22 protein-coding genes are annotated in these 22309 nt (G+C 65.6%); 18 read left to right on the forward strand and 4 right to left on the reverse strand.

Translation table 11 applies throughout. The features are described from left to right. Nucleotides 1-142 precede the first annotated feature (142 nt). Complete coding sequence (rpoH, locus tag RT697_RS03770) at nt 143-1027, forward strand: RNA polymerase sigma factor RpoH (protein WP_191576287.1); 885 nt, start codon at nt 143-145, stop codon at nt 1025-1027. 358 nt (nt 1028-1385) lie between these two features. Here the strand turns inward: rpoH and cpdA are convergent, their stop codons facing one another. Beyond that, nucleotides 1386-2225: a 3',5'-cyclic-AMP phosphodiesterase gene (cpdA, locus tag RT697_RS03775; protein WP_313697046.1), complete on the reverse strand. Its 840-nt coding sequence runs from the start codon at nt 2223-2225 to the stop codon at nt 1386-1388. A 196-nt stretch (nt 2226-2421) separates the two neighbouring features. On the opposite strand from cpdA, the gene RT697_RS03780 reads away from it, so the two are divergent. Then, entirely contained in the window at nt 2422-5163 is a 2742-nt protein-coding gene (locus tag RT697_RS03780; protein ID WP_313697047.1) for a cation:proton antiporter, read from the forward strand. Nucleotides 5164-5256: 93 nt separating this feature from the next. Here RT697_RS03780 and RT697_RS03785 read toward each other — a convergent pair whose 3' ends face one another. After that, a complete protein-coding gene (locus RT697_RS03785; RefSeq protein ID WP_313697048.1) occupies nt 5257-6069 on the reverse strand; it encodes an NUDIX domain-containing protein in 813 nt (270 codons plus the stop codon). A 288-nt stretch (nt 6070-6357) separates the two neighbouring features. Between RT697_RS03785 and coxB the strand changes: the two genes are divergently transcribed. From coxB to RT697_RS03810, 5 genes are all read left to right on the forward strand, one after another. Continuing rightward, nucleotides 6358-7515, forward strand: coding sequence for a cytochrome c oxidase subunit II (gene coxB / locus RT697_RS03790; protein WP_313697105.1), 1158 nt, complete (start codon nt 6358-6360; stop codon nt 7513-7515). 104 nt (nt 7516-7619) lie between these two features. Then, nucleotides 7620-9227: a cytochrome c oxidase subunit I gene (ctaD, locus tag RT697_RS03795; RefSeq protein WP_056565541.1), complete on the forward strand. Its 1608-nt coding sequence runs from the start codon at nt 7620-7622 to the stop codon at nt 9225-9227. A 30-nt stretch (nt 9228-9257) separates the two neighbouring features. Further along, entirely contained in the window at nt 9258-9383 is a 126-nt protein-coding gene (locus tag RT697_RS03800) for a cytochrome oxidase small assembly protein (RefSeq protein WP_217467855.1), read from the forward strand. Between the two features lie 11 nt (nt 9384-9394). Next, on the forward strand, nt 9395-9619 hold the full coding sequence (locus RT697_RS03805; RefSeq protein ID WP_056565538.1) for a DUF2970 domain-containing protein: 225 nt from the start codon (nt 9395-9397) through the stop codon (nt 9617-9619). A 36-nt stretch (nt 9620-9655) separates the two neighbouring features. Beyond that, nucleotides 9656-10531: a cytochrome c oxidase subunit 3 gene (locus RT697_RS03810; RefSeq protein WP_313697049.1), complete on the forward strand. Its 876-nt coding sequence runs from the start codon at nt 9656-9658 to the stop codon at nt 10529-10531. A gap of 164 nt (nt 10532-10695) precedes the next feature. Here the strand turns inward: RT697_RS03810 and RT697_RS03815 are convergent, their stop codons facing one another. Next, the gene (locus RT697_RS03815) at nt 10696-10896 is read right to left on the reverse strand and encodes a twin transmembrane helix small protein (RefSeq protein ID WP_105236947.1); all 201 of its coding nucleotides are present in this window, start codon (nt 10894-10896) and stop codon (nt 10696-10698) included. 36 nt (nt 10897-10932) lie between these two features. Here RT697_RS03815 and RT697_RS03820 point away from each other — a divergent pair, with 36 nt between their 5' ends. The 5 genes from RT697_RS03820 (at nt 10933) to RT697_RS03840 (ending at nt 14988) form a co-directional block, all read left to right on the forward strand. Then, nucleotides 10933-11745 (forward strand): SURF1 family protein, encoded by an 813-nt coding sequence (locus RT697_RS03820; protein WP_313697050.1) that lies wholly within the window; start codon nt 10933-10935, stop codon nt 11743-11745. Between the two features lie 77 nt (nt 11746-11822). Further along, a complete protein-coding gene (locus RT697_RS03825) occupies nt 11823-12398 on the forward strand; it encodes a hypothetical protein (protein WP_312437670.1) in 576 nt (191 codons plus the stop codon). Between the two features lie 22 nt (nt 12399-12420). Continuing rightward, a complete protein-coding gene (locus tag RT697_RS03830) occupies nt 12421-13458 on the forward strand; it encodes a COX15/CtaA family protein (RefSeq protein ID WP_313697051.1) in 1038 nt (345 codons plus the stop codon). Nucleotides 13459-13471: 13 nt separating this feature from the next. Then, nucleotides 13472-14365 (forward strand): heme o synthase, encoded by an 894-nt coding sequence (gene cyoE / locus RT697_RS03835; RefSeq protein WP_175123882.1) that lies wholly within the window; start codon nt 13472-13474, stop codon nt 14363-14365. Between the two features lie 17 nt (nt 14366-14382). Further along, on the forward strand, nt 14383-14988 hold the full coding sequence (locus RT697_RS03840; protein WP_313697052.1) for an SCO family protein: 606 nt from the start codon (nt 14383-14385) through the stop codon (nt 14986-14988). Nucleotides 14989-15033: 45 nt separating this feature from the next. Here RT697_RS03840 and RT697_RS03845 read toward each other — a convergent pair whose 3' ends face one another. Continuing rightward, a complete protein-coding gene (locus RT697_RS03845; RefSeq protein WP_313697053.1) occupies nt 15034-15252 on the reverse strand; it encodes a DUF3717 domain-containing protein in 219 nt (72 codons plus the stop codon). A 132-nt stretch (nt 15253-15384) separates the two neighbouring features. On the opposite strand from RT697_RS03845, the gene RT697_RS03850 reads away from it, so the two are divergent. The 6 genes from RT697_RS03850 (at nt 15385) to RT697_RS03875 (ending at nt 22286) form a co-directional block, all read left to right on the forward strand. Further along, nucleotides 15385-16068 (forward strand): glycine zipper 2TM domain-containing protein, encoded by a 684-nt coding sequence (locus RT697_RS03850; RefSeq protein WP_313697054.1) that lies wholly within the window; start codon nt 15385-15387, stop codon nt 16066-16068. A 45-nt stretch (nt 16069-16113) separates the two neighbouring features. Next, nucleotides 16114-16959, forward strand: coding sequence for a PhaM family polyhydroxyalkanoate granule multifunctional regulatory protein (locus RT697_RS03855; RefSeq protein WP_313697055.1), 846 nt, complete (start codon nt 16114-16116; stop codon nt 16957-16959). A 69-nt stretch (nt 16960-17028) separates the two neighbouring features. Then, nucleotides 17029-18402, forward strand: coding sequence for a bifunctional UDP-N-acetylglucosamine diphosphorylase/glucosamine-1-phosphate N-acetyltransferase GlmU (gene glmU, locus RT697_RS03860; RefSeq protein ID WP_313697056.1), 1374 nt, complete (start codon nt 17029-17031; stop codon nt 18400-18402). Next, on the forward strand, nt 18399-19787 hold the full coding sequence (locus tag RT697_RS03865; RefSeq protein ID WP_313697057.1) for an MFS transporter: 1389 nt from the start codon (nt 18399-18401) through the stop codon (nt 19785-19787). Before glmU ends, RT697_RS03865 begins: the two co-directional genes overlap by 4 nt. Before the next feature lie 121 nt (nt 19788-19908). Beyond that, nucleotides 19909-21231: a UDP-glucose/GDP-mannose dehydrogenase family protein gene (locus RT697_RS03870; RefSeq protein WP_313697058.1), complete on the forward strand. Its 1323-nt coding sequence runs from the start codon at nt 19909-19911 to the stop codon at nt 21229-21231. Further along, nucleotides 21228-22286 carry a glycosyltransferase family 4 protein gene (locus tag RT697_RS03875; protein ID WP_313697059.1) on the forward strand — a complete coding sequence of 353 codons (1059 nt, stop codon included), beginning with the start codon at nt 21228-21230 and terminating at the stop codon, nt 22284-22286. Before RT697_RS03870 ends, RT697_RS03875 begins: the two co-directional genes overlap by 4 nt. Nucleotides 22287-22309 lie beyond the last annotated feature (23 nt).

A 22309-nucleotide genomic window follows, 5' to 3' on the forward strand; every position in this document is an offset into this window, starting at 1 on the left:
CTTCGCGAGCGTCGCCGAAATAAATGGGGACAATCCGGTCAAATGAAACTTTGACGCGTCGCAACAGTCGAATTAGCACTCCCATTACTTGAGTGCTAACATCGAATTCATGTCGTTTTCTCGCTATCCGGAGACCCCCGCTATGAAGCAACCCAGTACCTCGTTGACCGCCTCCGGCAACGCTCTGGCGTTGGCCATCGCCAATCCGGGCGCTCTCGGTACGATCGACGCGTATATTTCCGCGGTCAACCGCCTGCCGGTGTTGACCGCGGATCGCGAAACGGAACTCGGCCGCCGCCTTCGCGACCAGGAAGACCTCGGCGCCGCTCGCGAGCTGATTCTTTCGCATCTGCGTCTTGTTGTGTCCGTGGCCCGTCAGTATCTGGGTTACGGCCTGCCCCACGCCGACCTCATCCAGGAAGGCAACGTCGGCCTCATGAAGGCCGTCAAACGTTTCGACCCCGAACGTGGCGTGCGCCTGGTGTCGTTCGCGGTTCACTGGATCAAGGCTGAAATCCACGAATACATCATCCGCAACTGGCGGCTGGTCAAGGTGGCCACGACCAAGGCGCAGCGCAAGCTGTTCTTCAACCTGCGCAGCATGCGTCCCGACGGCCAGACCCTGGATCCGGAACAGGTCGACCACATTGCTCGCGAGCTGAACGTGCGCCACGAAGACGTGAGCGAGATGGAAGTCCGCATGTCCGGCCGCGACATGTCGCTGGAAAACCAGGACGACGACGACGACAGCTATGCGCCGATCGCCTACCTGTCCGACGAAGGACGCCAGGAACCCACGCGCGTGCTGGAGCGCGCCGCACGTGACCACCTGCAAAGCGCCGGCCTGACCACTGCGCTCGAAGCGCTGGATCCGCGCTCGCGCCGCATCGTCGAAGCCCGCTGGCTCCAGGACGACGGCGGCGCCACGCTGCACGAACTTGCGCAAGAGTTCGGCGTGTCGGCAGAACGCATCCGTCAGATCGAAGCGGCTGCGCTCAAGAAGATGCGGGGCAACCTCGCTTCGTGATTGCTGCACCGCGCATGAAAAAGGCCGCCCGTTGCGGCCTTTTTCTTTGGCGTCTGTCATTGCGCGCTGCTGGCAATAGGCGGCCGACGACTACGCGATGGTCAATAAATTGATACAAATTCGGGGTCAAATTTTCTGCGTTCGCAGAAACTTAATGGGGAAGGCGCCGCCTAACTTCATGTAGACCGCGAACTTCGGTTAGCAGTCTTGTCATCCGTCTCGGCTTCTCCTCTTTCCCCTCCCCTATGAGACGGATGCTTGCGGGGCACCTAGCATATCGGTGCCCCGTTTTTTATGCGCGCTCGGAACGCAGCGCTGACATAAAACGGCCCCTATCTCGAAGCCGTCCGCAGGCAGATCAAGCCGCGCGCGCGCTGTGCGGGGCTTGCAGCGCCGTGTGCCACAGCGCGTCCTGCACGCGGCGCACGCCGGTCGCCATCGACCCATCCTGATAAAGCTTGATCCACCGGTAGCCCGGCGCCATGTTGTCGACGATGTGCTTGCCGTCGCGAATGCTGAACTGAAAGCACGTGGACGGGGTGGCCAGCATGCGCAGGTTGTGGCGGCGGCGGTCGAACTCGTGGTGCACATGGCCCCACAGCAGCACGCGCACCTGCGGAAACCGCGCCAGCAGCTTGAAGAGGGCCTGCGGGTTGTCGATCATCATCGAGTCATGCCAGTGGCTGTCGATCTGCATCGGGTTGTGGTGCATCGCCACCAGCGTGTGGCGGCTGGGCGCCTGGGCCAGCGCCGCTTCCAGCATGTCGAGTTCGCTATTGCACAGATGGCCGGCGTTCGAGCCGGGCACCGTCGTATCCAGCGAGACCACGCGCCATGCGCCCACGTCCGTCACCGGCATCGACCAGTCGGACAATTCCTGGCGCAGGACGGACGGTTGATCGTGATTGCCGGGCAGGCAGCGGATGGTCGCGCGATCCAGCGCGGCCGATTCGGACAGGATGCGCGCAAAGCGCTGGTAGCCCGCGGCCTCGCCGTCCTGCGACAGGTCGCCCGTGGCGAGCAGCAGGTCGGGATGCTTGCCGTCGGCCTCGATCTGGCGCAGCACGGCGCGCAGGCTCGCGTCGGTATTGACGCCCAGCATCGACGTTTCGGGCTCGCCGAAAAGATGGCTATCGGTCAACTGGACGAGCATCGCGGGCGCGTCGTGGCGCCGGGTCAAGGTGTGGATGCGTGCCACGTGCCGCTCCTGCAAAAGTTCGCGTGATGCCACATTACCCAAAAAACATGGCGCGGCACGTTTCGCAAGCGTCCATTGGGGTAACGAAACGTGCATTCTCCACGATCCCGTCATGCACCGGCCGCGAGCGCCGGAAAAAAGCCGCTATTCTTGTGGAACTTTCCACACGCATTACGATCGGGACGCGGCGCTACCCATGGATGTTGGTTTTCTCGTATTTGGTCTTGCGGGCCTGCTTACGCTGGTCTGCTTCATGCCGCCCCTGGCCGGCCGCGTCAAGCTGCCCTATTCGGTGCTGCTCGCTATCGTTGGCTGTCTGCTCGGTATCGTCATTCACGTGCACGGCTGGGCGCCCGCCTGGATCGGCGATTTTCTCGATTCGCTCGAACGCTTTGAGATCTCGTCAGAGACCTTCCTGATGGTGTTCCTGCCGGTGCTGCTCTTTGAGACGGCGCTGTCGATGAACGTGCGGCGGCTCATGGACGACATTGGTCCGATCCTGATGATGGCCATCGTGGCCGTGGTCGTCTGCACGGTCGTGGTGGGCGTGACGCTGGACGCCATCTCGCCCTATGGGCTGGTGGTGTGCCTGCTGCTCGGCGCCATCGTGGCCACGACCGACCCGGTGGCGGTGGTCGGCATCTTTCGTGAAGTGGGCGCGCCCAAGCGCCTGACCACGCTGGTCGAAGGCGAAAGCCTGTTCAACGACGCGGCGTCCATCGCGCTGTATTCCGTGCTGCTGGCGGTGCTGAGCGGCAAGGGCGAACTGTCCGTCAGCGGCATCTTCAACGACTTCATCGTGCACTTCATTGGCGGCGGCGTGGCCGGCTTTGCGATGGGGCGGTTGGCCTGCTTCCTGTTTGCCTGGCTGCGCGGCTTTCCCACGGCCGAGATCACGCTGACCCTGACGCTGGCCTATCTGTCCTTCTTCATCTCCGAGCATTACCTGAATGTCTCGGGCGTGGTCGCCACCGTGATTGCAGGCCTGGTGGTCGGTTCCACCGGCCGCACGCGCATGTCGCCCACCACCTTCGAGCATCTGTCCAGCGCCTGGGAGCAGTTTGGCTTCTGGGCCAATTCCCTCATCTTCCTGTTTGCGGCCATGCTGATTCCCAAGCTGATGGCCGCGGCCGATTGGCAGGAACTGGTGCTGGTGGGCGTGGTGTTCGTGGTGACGCTGGTGGCGCGCGCGATCGTGGTGTTCGGGCTGCTGCCGCTCCTGGGCCTGACGCGGTTGGGCACCAAGGTGAGCAACCCGTACAAGGTGGTGATGCTATGGGGCGGACTGCGGGGCGCCGTGTCGCTGGCGCTGGCGCTGGCGGTGACCGAACAGACCGGCGTGCCCGAAGAGGCGCGCCAGTTCATTGCCGTGGCCACGACGGGGTTCGTGCTGATGACGCTGTTCGTCAATGGCATCAGCCTGCGGCCGCTGATCCGGATGCTGGGGCTGAACCAGTTGTCGCCCGTGGAGCGCACCATCCGCAACCAGGTGCTGGCCGTGGCCCTGGAAGATTTGCAGGGCAAGACCGAGGAAGTCGCCAAGGCCGAGCACATCGGCAATGAAGTGCGCGACCGCATCCGCGCCGTGTTCGACGCCAGCCTGGCCAGCGTGCACGACGGTCGGGTCAGCCAGATGACAGACGAGCAGCGCGTGGCCGTGGGCCTGGCCATCGTCGCCCAACGCGAAGAGGAAATGTTCTTCGACATCCTGAAGGCGCAGATCGTGGATTGGCGCATGGCCGAAACGCTGCTGGCGCGGGCCGAGCGTCTGGAAGACGCGATCCGGCTGGGCGGCGTCGAGGGCTTCGAGCGCGCCATCGCCGCCGACGTCCGCTATTCGACCGGCTTCCGGCTGGCGCTGCGGCTGCATTACGTCTTCGGATTCCAGGGCTGGCTGGCGCGCGAGCTTGGCCAGCGCTTTGCCAACCTGATGAGCAAGCGGTCGGTCGCGCAGCGCCTGATCGGCTTTGCCCGCGAGCAGATCACGCCGCTGCTCGGTGAAGAGGCCACGCAGCGCATCGTGTCGCTGCATCAGCGCCGCCTGGACCTGATCGAAAACGCGATGCAGGCGCTGAACCTGCAATATCCGTCGTACGCCCAATGGCTGCAGGAAAGCTATCTGGGGCGTGTGGCGCGCGAGCTTGAACGCATCCGCTACCGCGACATGCTTGAGCAGTTCCTGATCAGCGGCGAAGTCTATGCCGACCTGACCGAGCAACTGAAAAGCCGCTGGGCGCACATCGACAAGCATCCGCCGCTGGATATCGAAATGAGCGCGGCCGAACTCATCAAGCGCGTGCCGCTCTTCGAAGGCCTGTCGCCCGATTCGTTGCGCGCCATCAGCAAGCTGCTCAAGCCGCGCCTGGCCCTGCCCGACCAGCGGGTTTTGACCAAGGGGCGGCACGGCGAGGAGATGTGCTTTGTGGCGTCGGGCGCGGTGGCGGTCCATCTGCCCGACAACACCATGATCGAGCTGGGCAGCGGCGAATTCTTTGGCGAATTGGGTCTGTTGGGCGAAGAGCAACTGACGCCGGACGTGACATCGCTGGGATACAGCAAGCTTTTGATGCTGTCTTCGCGCGACTTCCATGCGCTGCTGGCCCGCGACGAAAACCTGCGCGATCGCATCCAGGTCGTGGCCAAGCAGCGTCTGCGGGCGATTGAAGTCTGGAAGCAGTTTTCGCAGGCTTCCGCGGCGGCGGCGGCCACGCCCGCGCCGGTCGCAGGCCCCACGCCCGCGCAGGCGGCCGAAGCCGCGGAAGCGGCTGGCGCAGGCGGTCCCCCGGAAGGCGAGGATCTGCGGGCGGCGCGTGAACTGCGCGGCGAGCCGGCGGACGGTGATGACGTGCGGAGCACTCATGCGCCGGGCGCCGATGCCCCGGACGCCAATGCCCCGAGCGGTCCCGCGCTGGGAACGCCAGAACCGGCGTCCCGCTAGCCGCACTCTGCCGGACGCGCCATCGCGCGCGTGCCGGCAGTGTCGTGTGAGGATGACCGGGCCCGCCCCGTCAACGCGGCCCGTTTAAGCAAATCAGATCGTGATGTCGCCCGCAGCCTGGCGCCGCATGATGTCCTCGACCAGCACCAGGGCGGCTTCCAGCGTGAACTCGCCTTCGGCGATATGGTGCAAGGCCGTCGCGACGTCGACGGTGGCGATTTCCATGACCTCGCCATCACGGTTGGCGGGCCGCGCGTCGGGCGCCAGGATGCACGTGCTGGTCAGCACGTCTTCAACCTGATAGCCCTCGGGCAGCCGGCGGTGGATGCGCAGGATCGTGCGCAGCGGCGTGCGGCGTGCGAGGTCGGGTTCGTCCAGGCCGGCTTCTTCGCCGCACTCGCGCACCAGCGCCAGTTCCAGATCCTCGCCGCGGCCGGCCAGTCCGCCGACCAACGTGTCCCACATACCGGGATCCGTCGACTTGCTGAGCGCTCGCCGGGCGACCCACAGCTTGCCGTCGGGCGTCCATGCATTCAGATGCACGGCCTTGGTCAGCAGGCCCAGCGGCCGCACGGCGGCGCGTTCGATGACGCCCAGCGCCTCGTCGCCGTCCAGCACGTCCAGCAATTCGTCGCGCCAGCCGCGCAGGCAGTTGGCTTGGCGCAACAGTTCCGCAGCCTGTTCCAGCACGGCGTCCAGCGCATGGCCGGGCGCGAGACCCTCGCCGATGCGCAGCGCCGCATCGTCCGCACGCGTTTGCGGCGCGTCGCGCAGCGCGTCGCAGGCCGCGTGCGTGGCCCAGCCGCAGCGGCGCCCCGCTATATATAAAGCGCGCGCGCCTTCAGGGGCGGGCTCCTGCGCGCGGGCGCACAGGGCGGCATACAAATCGGGCAACTGCTTTTGCATCGTGGCGCCAAGGAGATGAGGTTGCGGGCGATTTTAAGCCACCCGGTTTACGGCCCGCCGTCAAGGGGCGGGCGCACATGGGGGCGGGCCGCATGAATTCAAGAGCACTAAATTACATCTGTTTGCGCGTCCGCTATAATCCGCCAGTTTCTTTGTGATTTCGAGAGGGAACGACAGGGCCGCTCTATCTCCCTGCATCGCCCTGCCATCTAATAATTGCGTGTTGCCCGTATTCCGGTGACTTCCGCCACCAGCAAATGGGCCTTCGCGCCGTATTTCGAGGTAAGCATGAAGAAGTGGAGAGGGATACTGGGGGCTTGTGCGATGCTGATTGGCGGCGTGGCCGGTGCCCAGGTGCAAAACATGCCCGGCGGTCCGAAGGTCAATCAGCTGAACCTGCATGAAGGCGTCACCGCGATTTCGCGCGACATCATGTGGCTGCATTGGTTGCTGCTCACGATCTGTATTGTGATTTTCATCGGCGTCTTCGGAGTGATGTTCTACTCCATATGGGCGCACCGGAAGTCCCGCGGCCACAAAGCGGCGACCTTCCACGAACACCTGGGCGTCGAAGTCGCCTGGACTGTCATCCCCTTCATCATCGTCATCGCCATGGCGCTGCCGGCAACCAAGACGGTCGTCGCCATGAAAGACACTTCCAGCGCGGATCTGACCGTCAAGGTCACCGGCTATCAATGGAAGTGGGGCTACGAATATCTGGACGGCTCGGCCGCCGGCATCAAGTTCCTCTCCACGCTTTCCACGCCGCGCGCCCAGATCGAGAACCGCGAGCCCAAGGGCGAGTTCTATCTGATGGAAGTGGACAACCACCTGGTCGTCCCCGCCAACAAGAAGGTCCGCATCGTCCTCACGGCGGCCGACGTCATCCACTCGTGGATGGTTCCGGACTTCGGCGTGAAGCAGGACGCCATCCCCGGCTTCCTGCGCGACACCTGGTTCAACGCCGAAAAGCCTGGCATCTATCGCGGCCAGTGCGCGGAATTGTGCGGCAAGGACCACGCCTTCATGCCCATCGTCGTGGAAGTCCTGGCGCAGCCCGACTACGATAAGTGGGTTGAAGACCAAAAGAAGAAGATGGCGGCAAACGCCGACGATCCCAATAAAGAGTGGACAGAAGCTGAACTGGTTGCCCGCGGCGAAAAGGTTTACGCGGCAAATTGCGTGGCCTGCCACCAGGCCACCGGCAAGGGCATTCCCGGTTCCTTCCCGCCACTCGACGGAGACAAGATTGTTCTGGGCCCCAAGGGGGAGCAGATCAATACCGTGCTGAAGGGCAAGCCCGGCACCGCCATGGCGGCATTCGGCGGGCAGCTCAACGATGTCGAGATCGCAGCGGTCATCAGCTATACGCGCCATGCCTGGAGCAACGCCGGCAAGGGGCAGGACCCGACGGTTCTTCCGAAGGACATCACGCCCGCGCGCTGATTGCGCGTGGGCCGTTCCTTCACCGGTAGAACCGGTTCCGTTTAGTCAGAGATACCCTGCCGCCCCGTTGGACGGGGCTGGCACTCAGCAGGAAGGAGTCCATCATGAGCAGCGTCACTGTAGACCACGTGTCGCCGGGCCACGGCCACGGTCACGATGACCACCACCACGGCGTGCCCACGGGCTGGCGCCGGTGGCTTTTTGCAACGAACCACAAAGACATCGGGACGATGTATCTCATCTTCTCGTTCGTCATGCTTCTGGAGGGCGGCACGCTGGCCCTCCTGCTGCGCACCGAGCTCTTCGAGCCCGGCCTGCAGTTCTTCCGCCCCGAACTGTTCAACCAGTTCACCACGATGCACGGCCTGATCATGGTGTTCGGCGCCATCATGCCGGCCTTCGTGGGCTTTGCGAACTGGATGATCCCGATGCAGATCGGCGCATCGGACATGGCGTTCGCGCGGATGAACAACTTCAGCTTCTGGCTGCTGCCGGTCGCCGCGATCATGCTGACGGCGTCGTTCTTCGTGCCGGGCGGCGCCACCGCCGCGGGCTGGACGCTGTACGCGCCGCTGTCGCTGCAAATGGGCCCCGGCATGGACCTGGCCATCTTCGCCATCCACATCATGGGCGCGTCGTCCATCATGGGCGCGATCAACATCATCGTGACCATCCTGAACATGCGCGCGCCCGGCCTGACGCTGATGAAGATGCCGCTGTTCTGCTGGACCTGGCTGATCACCGCGTTCCTGCTGCTGGCCGTGATGCCGGTGCTGGCCGCCGCCATCACCATGGTGCTGACCGACCGCCACTTCGGCACGGGCTTCTTCAATGCCGCCGCCGGTGGCGACCCGGTCCTGTACCAGCACGTGTTCTGGTTCTTCGGGCACCCCGAGGTCTACATCATGATCTTGCCGGCGTTCGGCATCGTGTCGGCCATCGTGCCCGCGTTCGCCCGCAAGAAGCTCTTCGGTTACGCCTCGATGGTGTACGCCACCGCCTCCATCGCCGTGCTGTCGTTCATCGTGTGGGCGCACCACATGTTCACGACGGGCATGCCGGTGACCGGCCAGCTCTACTTCATGTACGCCACCATGCTCATCTCCATCCCGACCGGGGTGAAGGTGTTCAACTGGGTCGCCACGATGTGGCGCGGGTCGATGACGTTCGAGACGCCGATGCTGTTCTCCATCGGCTTCATCTTCGTGTTCACGATGGGCGGCTTCACGGGCCTGATCCTGTCGGTGGCGCCCATCGACATCCAGGTCCACGACACCTATTACGTGGTGGCCCACTTCCACTACGTGCTGGTGGCCGGCTCGCTGTTCGCGCTGTTTGCCGGCGCGTATTACTGGGTGCCGAAGTGGACGGGCCGCATGTACAGCGAAAAGCTGGGCAAGCTGCACTTCTGGTCGACGCTGATCTCGTTCAACGTGACCTTCTTCCCGATGCACTTCCTGGGTCTGGCTGGCATGCCGCGCCGCTACGCCGACTACGCCGCGCAGTTCACGACGTTCCATCAGCTCGCCACCATCGGCGCGTTCTGGTTCGGCCTGTCGCAGCTGATTTTCCTGTGGGCGATCGTGCGCTGCTACATGGGCAAGGGCGAACCGGCCCCGGCCAAGCCGTGGGAAGGCGCCGAAGGACTGGAATGGACGGTGCCGTCGCCCGCGCCGTTCCACACCTTCGAAACGCCGCCCGAAGTGAAGTAAATCCCTATCCATGTTTCAGGTAGCACAGCAATGACACCCGAGCAGCGCCGCCGTAACAAGATCGCAGGACTGGTTCTTCTGGTTTTCGTCGTTGCCGTGTTTGCCTGGACGGTGATCCGCGGTTCGGCCTTGCTGACCGGCAAGGCCGTCGGCTAGGAGCCAGGGCCATGAGCGACGATCTTCGCGAAACGTCTCAGCGCAAGCTGAGTTTCCTTCAGACGATGAAGGCGGTGGCGTGGGGGTTCTTCGGCGTGCGCAAGGGCGCGGGCTACCGTGAGGACAGCGCCAAGCTCAATCCGGTCCACGTCATCGTGGCCGGGCTGCTGGCAGCGGCAATCTTTGTGACTGTGCTGGTTTTAATTGTTCGTTGGGCCGTATCCAGCCTGACTTGAATTACCTAAATCTAAATCTGTACCAGGGAGAAAGCCATGAGTGCAAGCCACTCGGTTCAAGGTAAAGAGGCACCGTACTACTTTGTCCCCGCCGACTCGGGCCATCCCGTGCGCATGGCTGTGGCACTGCTCTTCATGGGCCTGGGAGCCGCGGCCTGGGTCAACGGCGTGGACTGGGGCAAGTGGTCCGTGCTGGTGGGATTCATCGGCGTGGTCATCGTCATGTATTACTGGTTCGGCGACGCCATCCACGAATCCGAAACCGGCCTGAACAGCAAGCGCATCGACGGCTCGTACCGCTGGAGCATGAGCTGGTTCATCTTCTCCGAGGTCATGTTCTTCGCGGCGTTCTTTGGCGCGCTCTGGTACACGCGCACGATCACGACGCCGTGGCTGGGCGACATCGATCACCGCCTGATGCTGTGGCCGGACTTCCAGGCCGCGTGGCCGAACTTCGGCCCGGCTGGCGTCGTGGAACCCTTCCAGACCGTGGGTCCCTTCTGGCTGCCCACGATCAACACGGCCCTGCTGCTGAGCTCCGGCGTCACGCTGACCATCGCCCACCATGCGCTGCGTGAAAACCACCGCGGCAAGACGAAGTTCTGGCTGGCGGCCACCGTCATCCTGGGCTTTGTATTCGTGGCCTGTCAGGCGTTCGAGTACATCCACGCCTATCAAGACCTGAACCTCAAGTTCAACTCGGGCGCGTACGGGTCGCTGTTCTACATGCTGACCGGCTTTCACGGGTTCCACGTGATCCTGGGCGCCACGATGCTCACGGTCATCCTGATCCGCCTGATCCGCGGCCATTTCACGGCGGACCACCACTTCGGGTTCGAAGGCGCGGCCTGGTACTGGCACTTTGTCGACGTGGTGTGGCTGGGCCTGTACCTGTTCGTGTATTGGTTCTGACGACGTGGTTCTGATCGCGGCCGGCGGCGCCGGCTGCGATGGCGGCACGGGAAAGCGCGAAGGGATGGCCGGGCGGCAAGCCGGCATCCGTCGCGCTTTCAGGCCATTTGGAGGGATGCGCCGGCGGGTACGGCGTACAACCGGGGAACCGGGACCCGCGCAGCCTATCTAAAACCGGTGCTTTCGATCCAGCCCATGTGATGGGCGAACAGCACGAACAGGAACAGGGCGACCGACAGGCCGATGCGGACCGTCAGCGCGTTGACCGTGCGGTTGGTGGTACCTTTGTCCCGCATCAGGTAGACCAGGGCGGATGCCAGACTGGCCAGTATCCCGATGAAGGCCAGAACGACGAAAACGCGCATTGTGGTCTCCCGACTATTCAGATTCAGCAACGACAGATGTCCCGACCGCATTCCACCCGCTACACGGTAGCCGCCTTACTGCTGCTTGGCCTCGCCGTGATGGTTCTGGTGTCGCTGGGGCAATGGCAGTTGCGCCGCAGCGATGAGCGACGCGCCATTCTGGCCTCGATCGAAGCGGGCCGCAAGCAAGCGCCGCTGGCGCTGACGCCGTCAACGCCGCCCGCCGACATGACGGCGTGGCGCGTGGCACAGGCGAATGGCACGTGGCTGCCGCAATTCAGTGTACTGCTGGACAATCGCAACCATGACGGCCGGCCGGGCTACTGGCTGGCCACGCCGTTGCTGCTGGACGCGGCTACGAACCGCGCGGTGCTGGTGCTGCGGGGCTGGCTGCCGCGCGTCATTCAGGGCCAGGGCGAGCCGCAACTGCCGGTGACGCCCGAGGGCGTGCAGACCGTGCAAGGCGAATTGTCGGTGCGCGTGCCGCGCATGTTCGAGCTGTGGTCGCTCAGCGGCGCGGAAACCTCGACGCTGCCCGCGGCGCTGCCGGTGGCGGGCGGCGCCGTGCCGCAGGTGCAGAACCTGCCGCTTGACGCCTACGCCCGCGCGACCGGACTGAATCTCCTGCCCACGGTGCTCAGCCAAAGCGGCCAGGCCGATGAAGGCCTGGTGCGCGACTGGCCGCAGCCCTCGGTCGATTTCCAGCAGAACACGTCGTACGCGGTACAGTGGTTCGCTTTTGGCGCGATCGCCGCCATTGCATGGCTGGTGGTGCTGGGGGGCGCCATTCGCCGCACGCGCCAGCGCGTGGACCAGCAGGCCCAGGCGCGCATGCGTGCGCGCAGATGACCAACGCTATTCCAGGATAAAAAGTGGCTCGCGACATTCCAACCAACAAGCCTGCAGTCAAGCGTTCGCTGACGCCCATGGTGCTGGTGTTCCTGTGCTCGCTGGCGCCCATCGTCGCGGCGTTCGTGGTCTACATGAACCCGCAGTGGTGGCCCACCGATTCCAGCAATTACGGTACGCTGCTGACGCCGCAACGGCCCATGCCCGCGGCGTCCGAACTGCGCCTGACCACGCTGGACGGCAAGCCCTTCGATCTGGAAAGCCTGAAGGGCAAGTGGCTGCTGGTGGCCGCCGACGGCGCGGCCTGCCCCGAAAGCTGCGCGCGCAAGCTCTTCATCACGCGCAACAGCCACGCCAGCCAGGGCAAGAACGTGGATCGCCTGGCGCGCGTCTGGTTCATCACGGATGACGCGGTGGTGCCGGACAAGGTGCTGGAAGCCTACAAGGGCACGGTGATGGTGCGCGTGGATCCCGATCAGCTGGCGCGTTTCCTCTTGGCGCGCGACACGGCCGCCGGCCAGCCCGGCCTGCAGGATCCGATCTGGGTGATCGATCCGCTGGGCAATCTGATGATGCAGTATCCCGCCGAGGCGGATGGCGTGCGGGTGCGCAAGGACATCAGCAAGCTCGTCTATAACTCGCGCATTGGTTGAATGTAGGTTTTTGATTTTGAATATGGAACGCATCAAAGCGCGTTATCGCAAGCTCGTCTTCTTTACCTGGTTCCTGACGCTGGACCTCATCATGTTCGGCGCCTTCGTGCGCCTGACGGACTCCGGCCTGGGCTGTCCGGACTGGCCCGGCTGCTACGGCAGCGTCACGCCGATCGGCGCGATGGGCGACATCCACGAGGCCTCGCAGGCCATGCCCTTCGGGCCGGTGACGCTGTCCAAGGCCTGGATCGAGATGATCCACCGCTACGTCGGCGCCATCCTGGGCATGCTCATCATCGGCATCGTCTACATGGCGTGGCGCTATCGCCGCGAACTGGGCCGCTCGCCCGCGCTGGCCATCACGACGCTGGTCGCCGTGTGCGTGCAGGGCGCGTTCGGCGCCTGGACCGTGACCCACAAGCTCATGCCCGCCGTCGTGACGGCCCATCTGGTCTTCGGCCTGTCGGTGCTGGCACTGATGACCTGGCTGTCTTCGCGCGAGCGTCCGCACCTGCCGGTCAGCGCCGAGGCGGTGCGATGGAAGCCCTGGGTGGCGGTCGGCTTCGGATTGCTGCTGGTGCAGGTCACCTTGGGCGGCTGGGTCAGCACCAACTACGCGGCGCTGGCCTGCATGGACTTTCCCACCTGCCACGGGCAGTGGGTGCCGGAAATGGACTTCCACGGCGGCTATTCCGTCATCCGGGGGCTGGGCGAACTGCCCTCCGGCGAAATGATCTCGCAGCCCGCGCTGACGGCGATCCACTGGGTGCATCGCAACTTCGCCTTCGTGGTCTTCGTCTATCTGGGCATCCTGGCGTGGCGGCTGCGCGCGGCCGAGCCCGGCCTGCGTGGCCCGGCCACGCTGATGCTGGCCCTTCTGGCCGCGCAACTCTTCACGGGACTGACCACCATCTTCTTCCAGTGGCCGCTGCTGATCGCCGTGCTGCACAATGGGGGCGCCGCGGGCCTGACGCTGTCGGCGGTGGTGTTGATGGTGCGGCTGGCGTCGGCCGGCCGCGAGCCGGTGGGGCGGTACGACCCCAATTTGGTGCGCGTTTAAAATGAGGTCCACTATGACCAGTCTTGCCGCTCCTCAATCCGGATTGCTCCGCCAGTACCTCGTTCTCACCAAGCCGCGCGTCACGCAGCTGGCGGTGTTTTGCGCCGTGATCGGCATGTTCCTCGCGGCGCCCGGCATCCCCGATATGCGCCGTGTGCTGTTTGGCACGATCGGCATCTGGCTGTTGGCCGCTGCCGCCTTTGCCATCAACTGTCTGATCGAACAGGAAGTCGACGCCCGCATGCTGCGCACCGCACGCCGGGCCACGGCGCGCGGCACCATTTCGGCATTCCAGGTGCTGAGCCTGTCGGGCCTGTTGGGCGGCGCCGGCATGTTCGTGCTCTACAACATGGTCAACCCGCTGACCATGTGGCTGACGTTCGCCACGTTCGTGGGCTACGCCATCATCTACACCATCATCCTCAAGCCGCGCACGCCGCAGAACATCGTGATCGGCGGCCTGTCGGGCGCGATGCCGCCCGCGCTTGGCTGGGCCGCCGTCGCGGACTCGGTGCCGGCCGAGGCCTGGGTGCTGGTCCTCATCATCTTCATCTGGACCCCGCCGCACTTCTGGGCGCTGGCGCTCTATCGCAATCACGATTACGCCAAGGCTGGCCTGCCCATGCTGCCGGTGACGCACGGCAACCAGTTCACCCGCCTGCACATCCTGCTGTATAGCCTGGCGCTGATGGCGACCACGCTGTTGCCCTACGCCATCCGCATGAGCGGCGAACTCTACCTGCTGTCGGCCCTGGTGCTGGGCGGCATGTTCGTGTCCTACGCCTGGCGCCTGTACCGCGCGTACAGCGACGAGCTGGCCCGCAGCATGTTCCGTTTTTCCATTCTCTACCTGGCGTTGCTGTTTGGCGCGCTGCTGGTGGACCACTGGGTCGGCCTGTTGCGCTGATCCCCTGGAGGTTGTTGATGTCCGTGTTTTCCGCCAGCCGCCGGCTGGCCCTGCGACTGGGCGCAGCCGCCGCTGTCGCCGCCGCTCTGGCTGCTTGCGGCGAGAGCAAACCCGTTTTCAAGGGCAGCGACATCAGCGGCACGCAATTGGGCCGCGCCATGGAGCTGCCCGATCACAACGGCAAGATGCGCCAGCTGTCGGACTTTTCCGGCAAGGTCGTGGTCGTGTTCTTCGGTTTCACGCAGTGTCCAGACGTGTGTCCCACGGCGCTGGCAGAACTGACCGAAGTCATGAAGAAGCTGGGTCCGGACGCCGATCGCGTGCAGGTGCTGCTGATCTCGGTGGACCCGGAGCGCGATACGCCCGAGGTGCTCAAGCAGTACGTCACGGCGTTTGATCCGCGCTTTCTGGGGTTGACCGGCACGCCCGATCAAGTGAAGAAGGCCGCGGCATCGTTCAAGGCGTACTACGCGAAGGCGCCCACCAAGGACGGCAACTACACGATGGACCACACGGCCGCGTTCTACCTGCTGGACGGCAAGGGCGAATCGCGCGTGCTGGTCAACAATAACGTCGGGGTCGATGCCCTGACGCATGACATCCAGGCGCTGCTGAAGGGATAACTGCGGGGTTGATTGCGGTTTAGGCCAGCCTGACCGCCGGCCTGCTCAGACCTTTGCGGCCGCCCAGGCCGCCAGCGCCGCGCGCGCTTTATCGCCGAGTTCCGTGGCGGCGATTTCGCGCTGATGGCTGATGATCATCAGCGCATACGGGGTGGCCAACGCGGCTGCTTCGGGGCACAGGCGCGACTCTTCTCCCACCGAGGGCGACGTGTTGCGCCAGTAGTTGATTGCCTGTTCCAGTTGGGTCAGCGTGATCGAATCCATGGGCCTATTGTCCACGAATGCCCCACCCTGTCCACCCTCCATCTGCCCTGCAATGAAGGGTCACCATCGCAACATGCCGAAACCGCGCGCGGGTGCTATACCACTGCCGGTTAGTTACGATGGAGCATCGTCATGAATACTTCGACCTCTACCGCGTCGCCGCGCCGCGGCCTGCATCCGCTGCTTGCCGCCGCGGCGATCGCCGTCATCGTCATGTGTTCGGTGGGCGTGGCCGCCGTGCTGGGCTGGCTGCCGTCGCCGTCGGCCAATCCGCACGCGGAGGCCGCCGTGGCCGAGGCCGGGCCCGAGGACGCCAACCTGGCGCCGGCGCCGGCTGCTGAACCCGCCGCCGCCGCGAACACCGCCCCGCCGGGCGCGGGCAGGCCCGCCGGTCAGATGCATCAGGCACAGCAATCCCAGCCCGCTCAGCCCCAGCGTCCGGCCGCAGCGCCCGCGCAGCAGGCGTGTGCGACCTGCGGCGTGGTCCAGACCATCCGTCAGGTGCAGGTGCCCACCAAGGACGACAGCAATCATCTGGTCGGCACCATCGCGGGCGGCGTGGCCGGCGGCGTTGTGGGTAATCAGTTTGGCGGAGGCAACGGCAAGACGGCGCTGACGGTGCTGGGCGCGGTCGGCGGCGCTTTGGCAGGCCGTGAAGTTGAGCGTAATATCAGACAGCAACAAACAGTGACGCACTATGAGCTCACGGTGCGCATGAATGACGGCAGCACGCGCCAGTTCCGCAGCGCGCAGCCGTTCGCGTTCGCCTCCGGCGACCACGTGCGCGTGGAGAACAATCAGCTGCTACCCGGGTGATCCCCGGCCGCCGGCAGCAAGCACCCGACTATGGAGAGACCTGGAATGAGCGACCAATACAACAACCCGTTCGTCCTGCCCGGCATGGGCCAGAGCTCTGATCTGTCGGGCAATCCGCTGCTGGCCAGCATGGAGATGATGCGCCAGGCGTGGGCCGGGTTGACCGGACCCGGCGGCCTCGCCAGCAGCCTGCCCATGGCGCCGCCGATGAATCTTGAAGACCTGGACCGCCGCATCGCCGAACTCCGCTCGGTGGAAAACTGGCTGCGCATGAATCTGAGCATGCTCTCCAGCACCATCCAGGGCATGGAAGTGCAGCGCTCCACCATCAGCACCTTGCGCGCCTTCGTGGACAGCGCATCGCGCATGGACATGGGCGCAACCCAGGACGGCGCCGCGCCGTCGCCGCTGGAAGTCGTGCTGGGGTTGAAGCCCGCACCGAAGTCGGCGGGATCTTCCGCGGGTTCTGCGCCGTCCGGCAATGCGACCGCAGCAGCTGAAAAGGAAAGCGTCAGCGCGCAGTCCGGCGCCAAGCCGGAAGGCGCGGACGCATCGGCCGGAACCGGGCCGGAATCGGCCGCTGCCATGAGCGAACAGATGGGCGCCGCGGCGCAGTCGGCGTCCAAGGCCTGGTGGGACCTGCTGCAGCAGCAGTTCAATCAGATCGCAGCGGCTACCGCTGCGTCCATGCCGGCCGCGACGCCAGAGGCACCGGGCGCTGCGGGCGCCGCAAAGACCAAGGCCGAACCCGCGAGTCCCAAGGCGTCGGCCGAGCCGCACGCCACAACCGGAAAGCCGTCCGCCAAACCCGCCGCCGCGCGCAAGCCGGCCGCCGCCAAGCGCACGGCCAAGACCGCCAAGAAAAACGGGCCTGCCGACGGCAAGCCCTGAACCCATCCTTCAATCGACACGCGGGTGGGCCGCAAGGCCCTCCGCCCGTCTCTCAACCTACTGGAACCTATGCTTAATGTTGTGATTCTTGCCGCCGGACTGGGTAAACGCATGCAGTCCGATCTTCCCAAAGTGCTGCACACGCTGGCCGGCAAACCCATGCTGTCGCACGTGCTGGATAGCGCCCGCCAACTGAAGCCCGCGCGCATCATCGTGGTGGTCGGCCATGGCGCGGATCGCGTCAAGCAGGCGTTCGAAGGCCAGCCCGATCTGCACTTCGTGCTGCAGCAACCGCAACACGGCACGGGTCACGCCGTGCAACAGGCCGTGCCGCTGCTGCTGGAAGGCGACGGCAAGGACGACGTCACGCTGGTGCTGTACGGCGACGTGCCGCTGGTGCAGCCGGAAACGCTGCAGCGCCTGCTGGACGCGCGCGGCCAGGGCGCCGCCGTGCTGACCGAAGTGCTGGCCGATTCCACCGGCTATGGCCGCATCGTGCGCGACGCCAACGGCAACGTGTGCCGCATCGTCGAACATAAGGACGCGTCCGACGCCGAGCGCGCGATCAAGGAAGTGAACACCGGCATCCTCAGCGCGCCGACCGCGAAGCTGAAGAACTGGCTGACCCGCATCGACAACAACAACGCCCAGGGCGAGTACTACCTGACCGACGTGGTCGGGCTGGCCGTCGTCGACGAAGTGCCCGTGGGCGCGGCCCAGCCGGGCGCCGGCTGGGAAACGCTGGGCGTGAACAGCCGCGTGCAGCAGGCCGAACTGGAGCGCCGCTGGCAGGCCGAGCAGGCCCGCCGCCAGCTCGAAGCCGGCGTCACGCTGGCCGACCCGGCGCGCTTTGACGTGCGTGGCACGCTTACCTGCGGTCGCGACGTGTTCATCGACGTGGGCTGCGTGTTCGAAGGCCAGGTCTCGCTGGCCGACGGCGTGCGCGTCGGTCCGCATTGCGTGCTGCGCGACGTCAGCGTCGGCGCGGGCACGCAGATCGAAGCCTTCAGCCACCTGCAGCAGGCCGTAGTCGGCCGCGATGCGCGCGTGGGTCCCTACGCCCGCCTGCGTCCCGGCGCCGAACTGGGCGACCGCAGCCACGTCGGCAACTTTGTCGAGATCAAGAAAAGCGTGCTGGGCGCGGACAGCAAGGCGAATCACCTTGCCTACATCGGCGACGCCGACATCGGCGCGCGCGTGAACGTGGGCGCGGGCACCATCACCTGCAACTACGACGGCGTGAACAAGCACCGCACCGTCATCGAAGACGACGCCTTCATCGGCTCGGACACGCAGCTCGTCGCGCCCGTGCGCGTCGGCCGCGGCGCCACGCTGGGCGCCGGCACCACCCTCACGCGCGATGCTCCGGCCGAGAAGCTGACGGTGTCGCGTTCCAAGCAGGTCACCGTTGACGGATGGCAGCGCCCGGTAAAGAAGTCGTGACGCAGGAACAGGAAGCGGCCGCGGGGGGCGGGGCCAAGCCCGCGCCGCCCGACGGCCTGCCGGCGCCGCGCCGGTACTGGGCGGCGGCCACCGTGATGACGGGCATCAGCCTGTCGGTGCTGGACACCACCATCGCCAACGTGGCGCTGCCCACGATCGCCAAGGATCTCGACGCGCTGCCCGCCCAGGCGGTCTGGATCGTCAATGCCTACAACCTGGCCGTCGTGATGGCGCTGTTGCCGCTGTCCGCGCTGGCCGAGCGCATCGGCTTTCGCCGCATGTTCACGTTCGGGCTGGTGCTGTTCACGCTGGCCTCGCTGGGCTGCGCGCTGGCCGGCACGCTGTGGCAATTGACCGCCGCGCGCGTGTTCCAGGGCTTGGGCGCCGCCACGCTCATGTGCATGTTCGGCGGCCTGGTGCGCAACATCTATCCGCTCAAGATGCTGGGGCGGGGCATCAGCATCAACGCCACCACGGTGGCGGTGATGTCGGTGCTCGGTCCGACCATCGGCTCGGCGATTCTGTCCGTCGCGCCGTGGCCGTGGATCTTTGCCGTCAACCTGCCGATCTGCGCGCTTGCCATGTTTGGCCTGCGCCATCTGCCCGAAGTGCCGCGCAACGATGTGAAGCTGGACTGGATCAGCGCGCTGCTCTGCATGGCAACGCTGGGCGTGTTCATCTCCGGCGTGGACATGATGGGCGAGGACCTGCTGCGCGGCATCGGGCTGGTCGCGATCTCGGCAGTGGCGGGTATTGTGCTGGTGCGCCGCGCCAGCCAGCAGACCGCACCGCTGGTGCCCGTGGACCTGCTGCGCATCCGGCCGCTCGCGTTCGCGGTGGGCGCCTCGGCCTGCACCTTCGCGGCGCAGATGGCCTCGTATGTGTCGCTGCCGTTCTACTTCCAGCAGGTGCTCGGCCGGCCTTATCTGGAAGTGGGCATGCTGATGGGCGCGTGGCCCGTCGGCACGGCCATCATCGCGCCGCTGGCCGGACGCCTGTCCGACCGCTATTCCGCCGCCACCTTGAGCGGCATCGGCGCGGCCACGATGGTCGTGGGAATGCTGTGGCTGGCGCTATTGCCGTCCACGGTGTCGAACTGGCCCGTCATCGCCGGCATGTTCGTGGCGGGCGTGGGCTTCGGCTTTTTCCAGACGCCGAACAACCGCGCGCTGCTCTCTGCCGCACCCCGGCTGCGCAGCGGCGCGGCGGGCGGCCTGCAGGCTACGACCCGTGTTTTCGGGCAGAGCTTCGGCACGGCGCTGGTGGCCATCGCCTTCAGCGTCAGCGCGGCCCACGGGCCGGGGCTGGCGTTGGTGCTGGGCACGGTGTGCGCGGCGCTGGCCGTGGTGGTCAACACCGTCCGCTTCAACAAGCTAAGGGTCTGACAGCCGCCACTGCCGCCAGGAACCCGCTCGGACCGCCGGGCGCGGGCCGCTTCTATAATGGCGGCCGGCGCCCGGTTTCACTTTCCGGGCGCAAAGATTACCTATTTGAAGGCGCACAGGCATGAAAATCACGGTCGTGGGTACCGGTTACGTAGGATTGGTGTCGGGAGCGTGCCTGGCCGACATGGGCAACGATGTCATGTGTCTGGACGTGGACGCGGCCAAGATCGCGCTGCTGCGCCAGGGCGGCATCCCCATTTACGAGCCGGGTCTCGAAGACCTGGTGCGCCGCAACGTGCAGGCCGGCCGCCTGCACTTCACCGATGACGTCGCGCAGAGCGTGACGTTCGGCGACGTCCAGTTCATCGCCGTGGGCACCCCGCCCGGCGAAGACGGTTCCGCCGATCTCAAATACGTGCTGGCTGCCGCGCAGAACATCGCGCGCCACATGACCTCGCGCAAGCTGATCGTGGACAAGTCCACGGTGCCCGTCGGCACGGCCGACAAGGTGCGCGCCGTGGTCGCCAAGGAACTGGCCGAGCGCGGCGTGGAGTTGCCGTTCACGGTGGCGTCCAATCCGGAATTCCTGAAGGAAGGCGCGGCCATCAACGACTTCATGAGCCCGGACCGCGTGATCGTCGGCGCCGACGACGACTACACGATCGGCGTCATGCGCCGCATCTACGAGCCCTTCCAGCGCACGCACGACCGCCTGATGGTGATGGACGTGCGCTCCGCCGAGCTGACCAAGTACGCCGCCAACGCCATGCTGGCCACGCGCATCTCGTTCATGAACGAAATGGCGAACCTGGCCGAAGTCCTGGGAGCCGACGTCGAACAGGTGCGCCGCGGCATCGGCGCCGATCCGCGCATCGGCTATCACTTCCTGTATCCCGGCGCGGGCTACGGCGGCTCGTGCTTCCCGAAGGACGTCCAGGCGCTGGTCAACACCGCGTCCGAACACGGCCTGCCGATGCGCGTCATCGAAGCCGCCGAAGCCGCGAACCACGCGCAGAAATTCCGCCTGTCCGAAAAACTGGTCGAGCGCTTTGGCGAAGACCTGAGCGGCCGCAAGATCGCCTTGTGGGGCCTGTCCTTCAAGCCCAACACCGACGACATGCGCGAGGCCCCCAGCCTGACCGCCATCGCCGAACTCACCCGCCGCGGCGCCGAGGTGCGCGCCTACGATCCGGTGGCCATGAACGAAGCCGGCCGAGTGCTGGCCGGCCACCAAGGCGTCAGCTTCGCCACCGACATGTACGACGCGCTGGACGGCGCGGACGCGCTGCTCATCGCCACCGAATGGAAGGTCTTTCGCGCGCCCGACTTCGATCGCGTCAAGGCGCTGCTCAAGACGCCGCTCATCATCGACGGCCGCAACCTGTACACGCCGGCCGACGTGCGCAGCCTGGGCTTCGAGTACTCGGGCATCGGCCGCGCATGAAGATCCTGCAACTGAACTTCGAGAAAGGCTGGCGCGGCGGCGAACGCCAGACGCTGTACTGCATGCGCGCCTTCCGCAAGGCCGGCCATGACGTCGAAGTGATGTGCCGCGAAGGCGCGCCGCTGGCCGAGCGCGCCCGCCAGGAAGGATTCGTCGCCCACACCGTGCGCAACGTGCCCGGACAGCTTGCGTTTCTGGCCGGCGCCGGCCGCTACGACATCATCCACGCGCAGACCGCCAACACCATCACGTGGGCCGTGCTGACCAAGTGGCTGCACCGCCGGCCGGTGGTGTTCTCGCGCCGCACGTCGTTTGTGGTCAAGCCGGGCGACGAATGGAAGACCGGCTACAAGTGGCGCCACACGGACCTCTTCGTCGCCATCAGCGAGATGGCCGCGGGCGAACCGCGCCGCCTGGGCATCGAGCCCGTCATCATCCGCAGCGCCGTCGAACCCCATCAGATCAACGCCGAGAACGTCGCCAACCTGGTGCGCGAGTTCGACCTTGAGGGCAAGAAGGTCATGGCGACCTCCGCCGCCCTCATCCGCGACAAGGACCCCGTCACGCTGGTGCGCGCCGTTGGCGAACTGGCCAGGACGCGCCGCGACTTCGTCTTCCTGCATTTCGGCGCCGGCGGCGACCGCGAACAGCAGGCCAAGGACGAGGCCCGCAAGCTGGGCATCGAAGACGTCTACCGCTTTGCCGGCTTTAGAAAGGGTGTGGAGGACTTCTACAGCATCCTCGACGTCTTCGTCATGAGCTCCGAGGAAGAAGCGCTGGGCAGCAGCGTGCTCGATGCCTTCCTGCAACGCGTGCCGGTCGTGTCCACCGACGCCGGCGGCCTGAAGGAAAGCCTGGCCGACGGCCGCGGCGTGCTATGCGCCGTGGGCGACCATCAAGCCATGGCAGCCGGCATGGCGCGTTGCCTGGATGACGCGGCGTTTCGGCATGAGGTCACCGAACGTGCTTATGAGTACGTGCGCAATGAACATGACGTGCAAAAGATGGGAAACCGGTATCTGGCGCAGTTTGAGCGGTTGGTGGGGCGGAAGTAGGCGGCATCGGCTGCCGCTTTCGA

Origin of the sequence: Achromobacter sp. (assembly GCF_032113835.1) — a bacterium.
Lineage (GTDB): Bacteria > Pseudomonadota > Gammaproteobacteria > Burkholderiales > Burkholderiaceae_B > Achromobacter.

Coding starts and splice junctions, on each gene's coding strand:
- rpoH (WP_191576287.1), top strand. CDS start 143: ATGAAGCAACCCAGTACCTCGTTGACCGCCTCCGGCAACGCTCTGGCG.
- RT697_RS03780 (WP_313697047.1), top strand. CDS start 2,422: ATGGATGTTGGTTTTCTCGTATTTGGTCTTGCGGGCCTGCTTACGCTG.
- RT697_RS03785 (WP_313697048.1), bottom strand. CDS start 6,069: ATGCAAAAGCAGTTGCCCGATTTGTATGCCGCCCTGTGCGCCCGCGCG.
- coxB (WP_313697105.1), top strand. CDS start 6,358: ATGAAGAAGTGGAGAGGGATACTGGGGGCTTGTGCGATGCTGATTGGC.
- ctaD (WP_056565541.1), top strand. CDS start 7,620: ATGAGCAGCGTCACTGTAGACCACGTGTCGCCGGGCCACGGCCACGGT.
- RT697_RS03800 (WP_217467855.1), top strand. CDS start 9,258: ATGACACCCGAGCAGCGCCGCCGTAACAAGATCGCAGGACTGGTTCTT.
- RT697_RS03805 (WP_056565538.1), top strand. CDS start 9,395: ATGAGCGACGATCTTCGCGAAACGTCTCAGCGCAAGCTGAGTTTCCTT.
- RT697_RS03810 (WP_313697049.1), top strand. CDS start 9,656: ATGAGTGCAAGCCACTCGGTTCAAGGTAAAGAGGCACCGTACTACTTT.
- RT697_RS03815 (WP_105236947.1), bottom strand. CDS start 10,896: ATGCGCGTTTTCGTCGTTCTGGCCTTCATCGGGATACTGGCCAGTCTG.
- RT697_RS03820 (WP_313697050.1), top strand. CDS start 10,933: ATGTCCCGACCGCATTCCACCCGCTACACGGTAGCCGCCTTACTGCTG.
- RT697_RS03825 (WP_312437670.1), top strand. CDS start 11,823: ATGGTGCTGGTGTTCCTGTGCTCGCTGGCGCCCATCGTCGCGGCGTTC.
- RT697_RS03830 (WP_313697051.1), top strand. CDS start 12,421: ATGGAACGCATCAAAGCGCGTTATCGCAAGCTCGTCTTCTTTACCTGG.
- cyoE (WP_175123882.1), top strand. CDS start 13,472: ATGACCAGTCTTGCCGCTCCTCAATCCGGATTGCTCCGCCAGTACCTC.
- RT697_RS03840 (WP_313697052.1), top strand. CDS start 14,383: ATGTCCGTGTTTTCCGCCAGCCGCCGGCTGGCCCTGCGACTGGGCGCA.
- RT697_RS03845 (WP_313697053.1), bottom strand. CDS start 15,252: ATGGATTCGATCACGCTGACCCAACTGGAACAGGCAATCAACTACTGG.
- RT697_RS03850 (WP_313697054.1), top strand. CDS start 15,385: ATGAATACTTCGACCTCTACCGCGTCGCCGCGCCGCGGCCTGCATCCG.
- RT697_RS03855 (WP_313697055.1), top strand. CDS start 16,114: ATGAGCGACCAATACAACAACCCGTTCGTCCTGCCCGGCATGGGCCAG.
- glmU (WP_313697056.1), top strand. CDS start 17,029: ATGCTTAATGTTGTGATTCTTGCCGCCGGACTGGGTAAACGCATGCAG.
- RT697_RS03870 (WP_313697058.1), top strand. CDS start 19,909: ATGAAAATCACGGTCGTGGGTACCGGTTACGTAGGATTGGTGTCGGGA.
- RT697_RS03875 (WP_313697059.1), top strand. CDS start 21,228: ATGAAGATCCTGCAACTGAACTTCGAGAAAGGCTGGCGCGGCGGCGAA.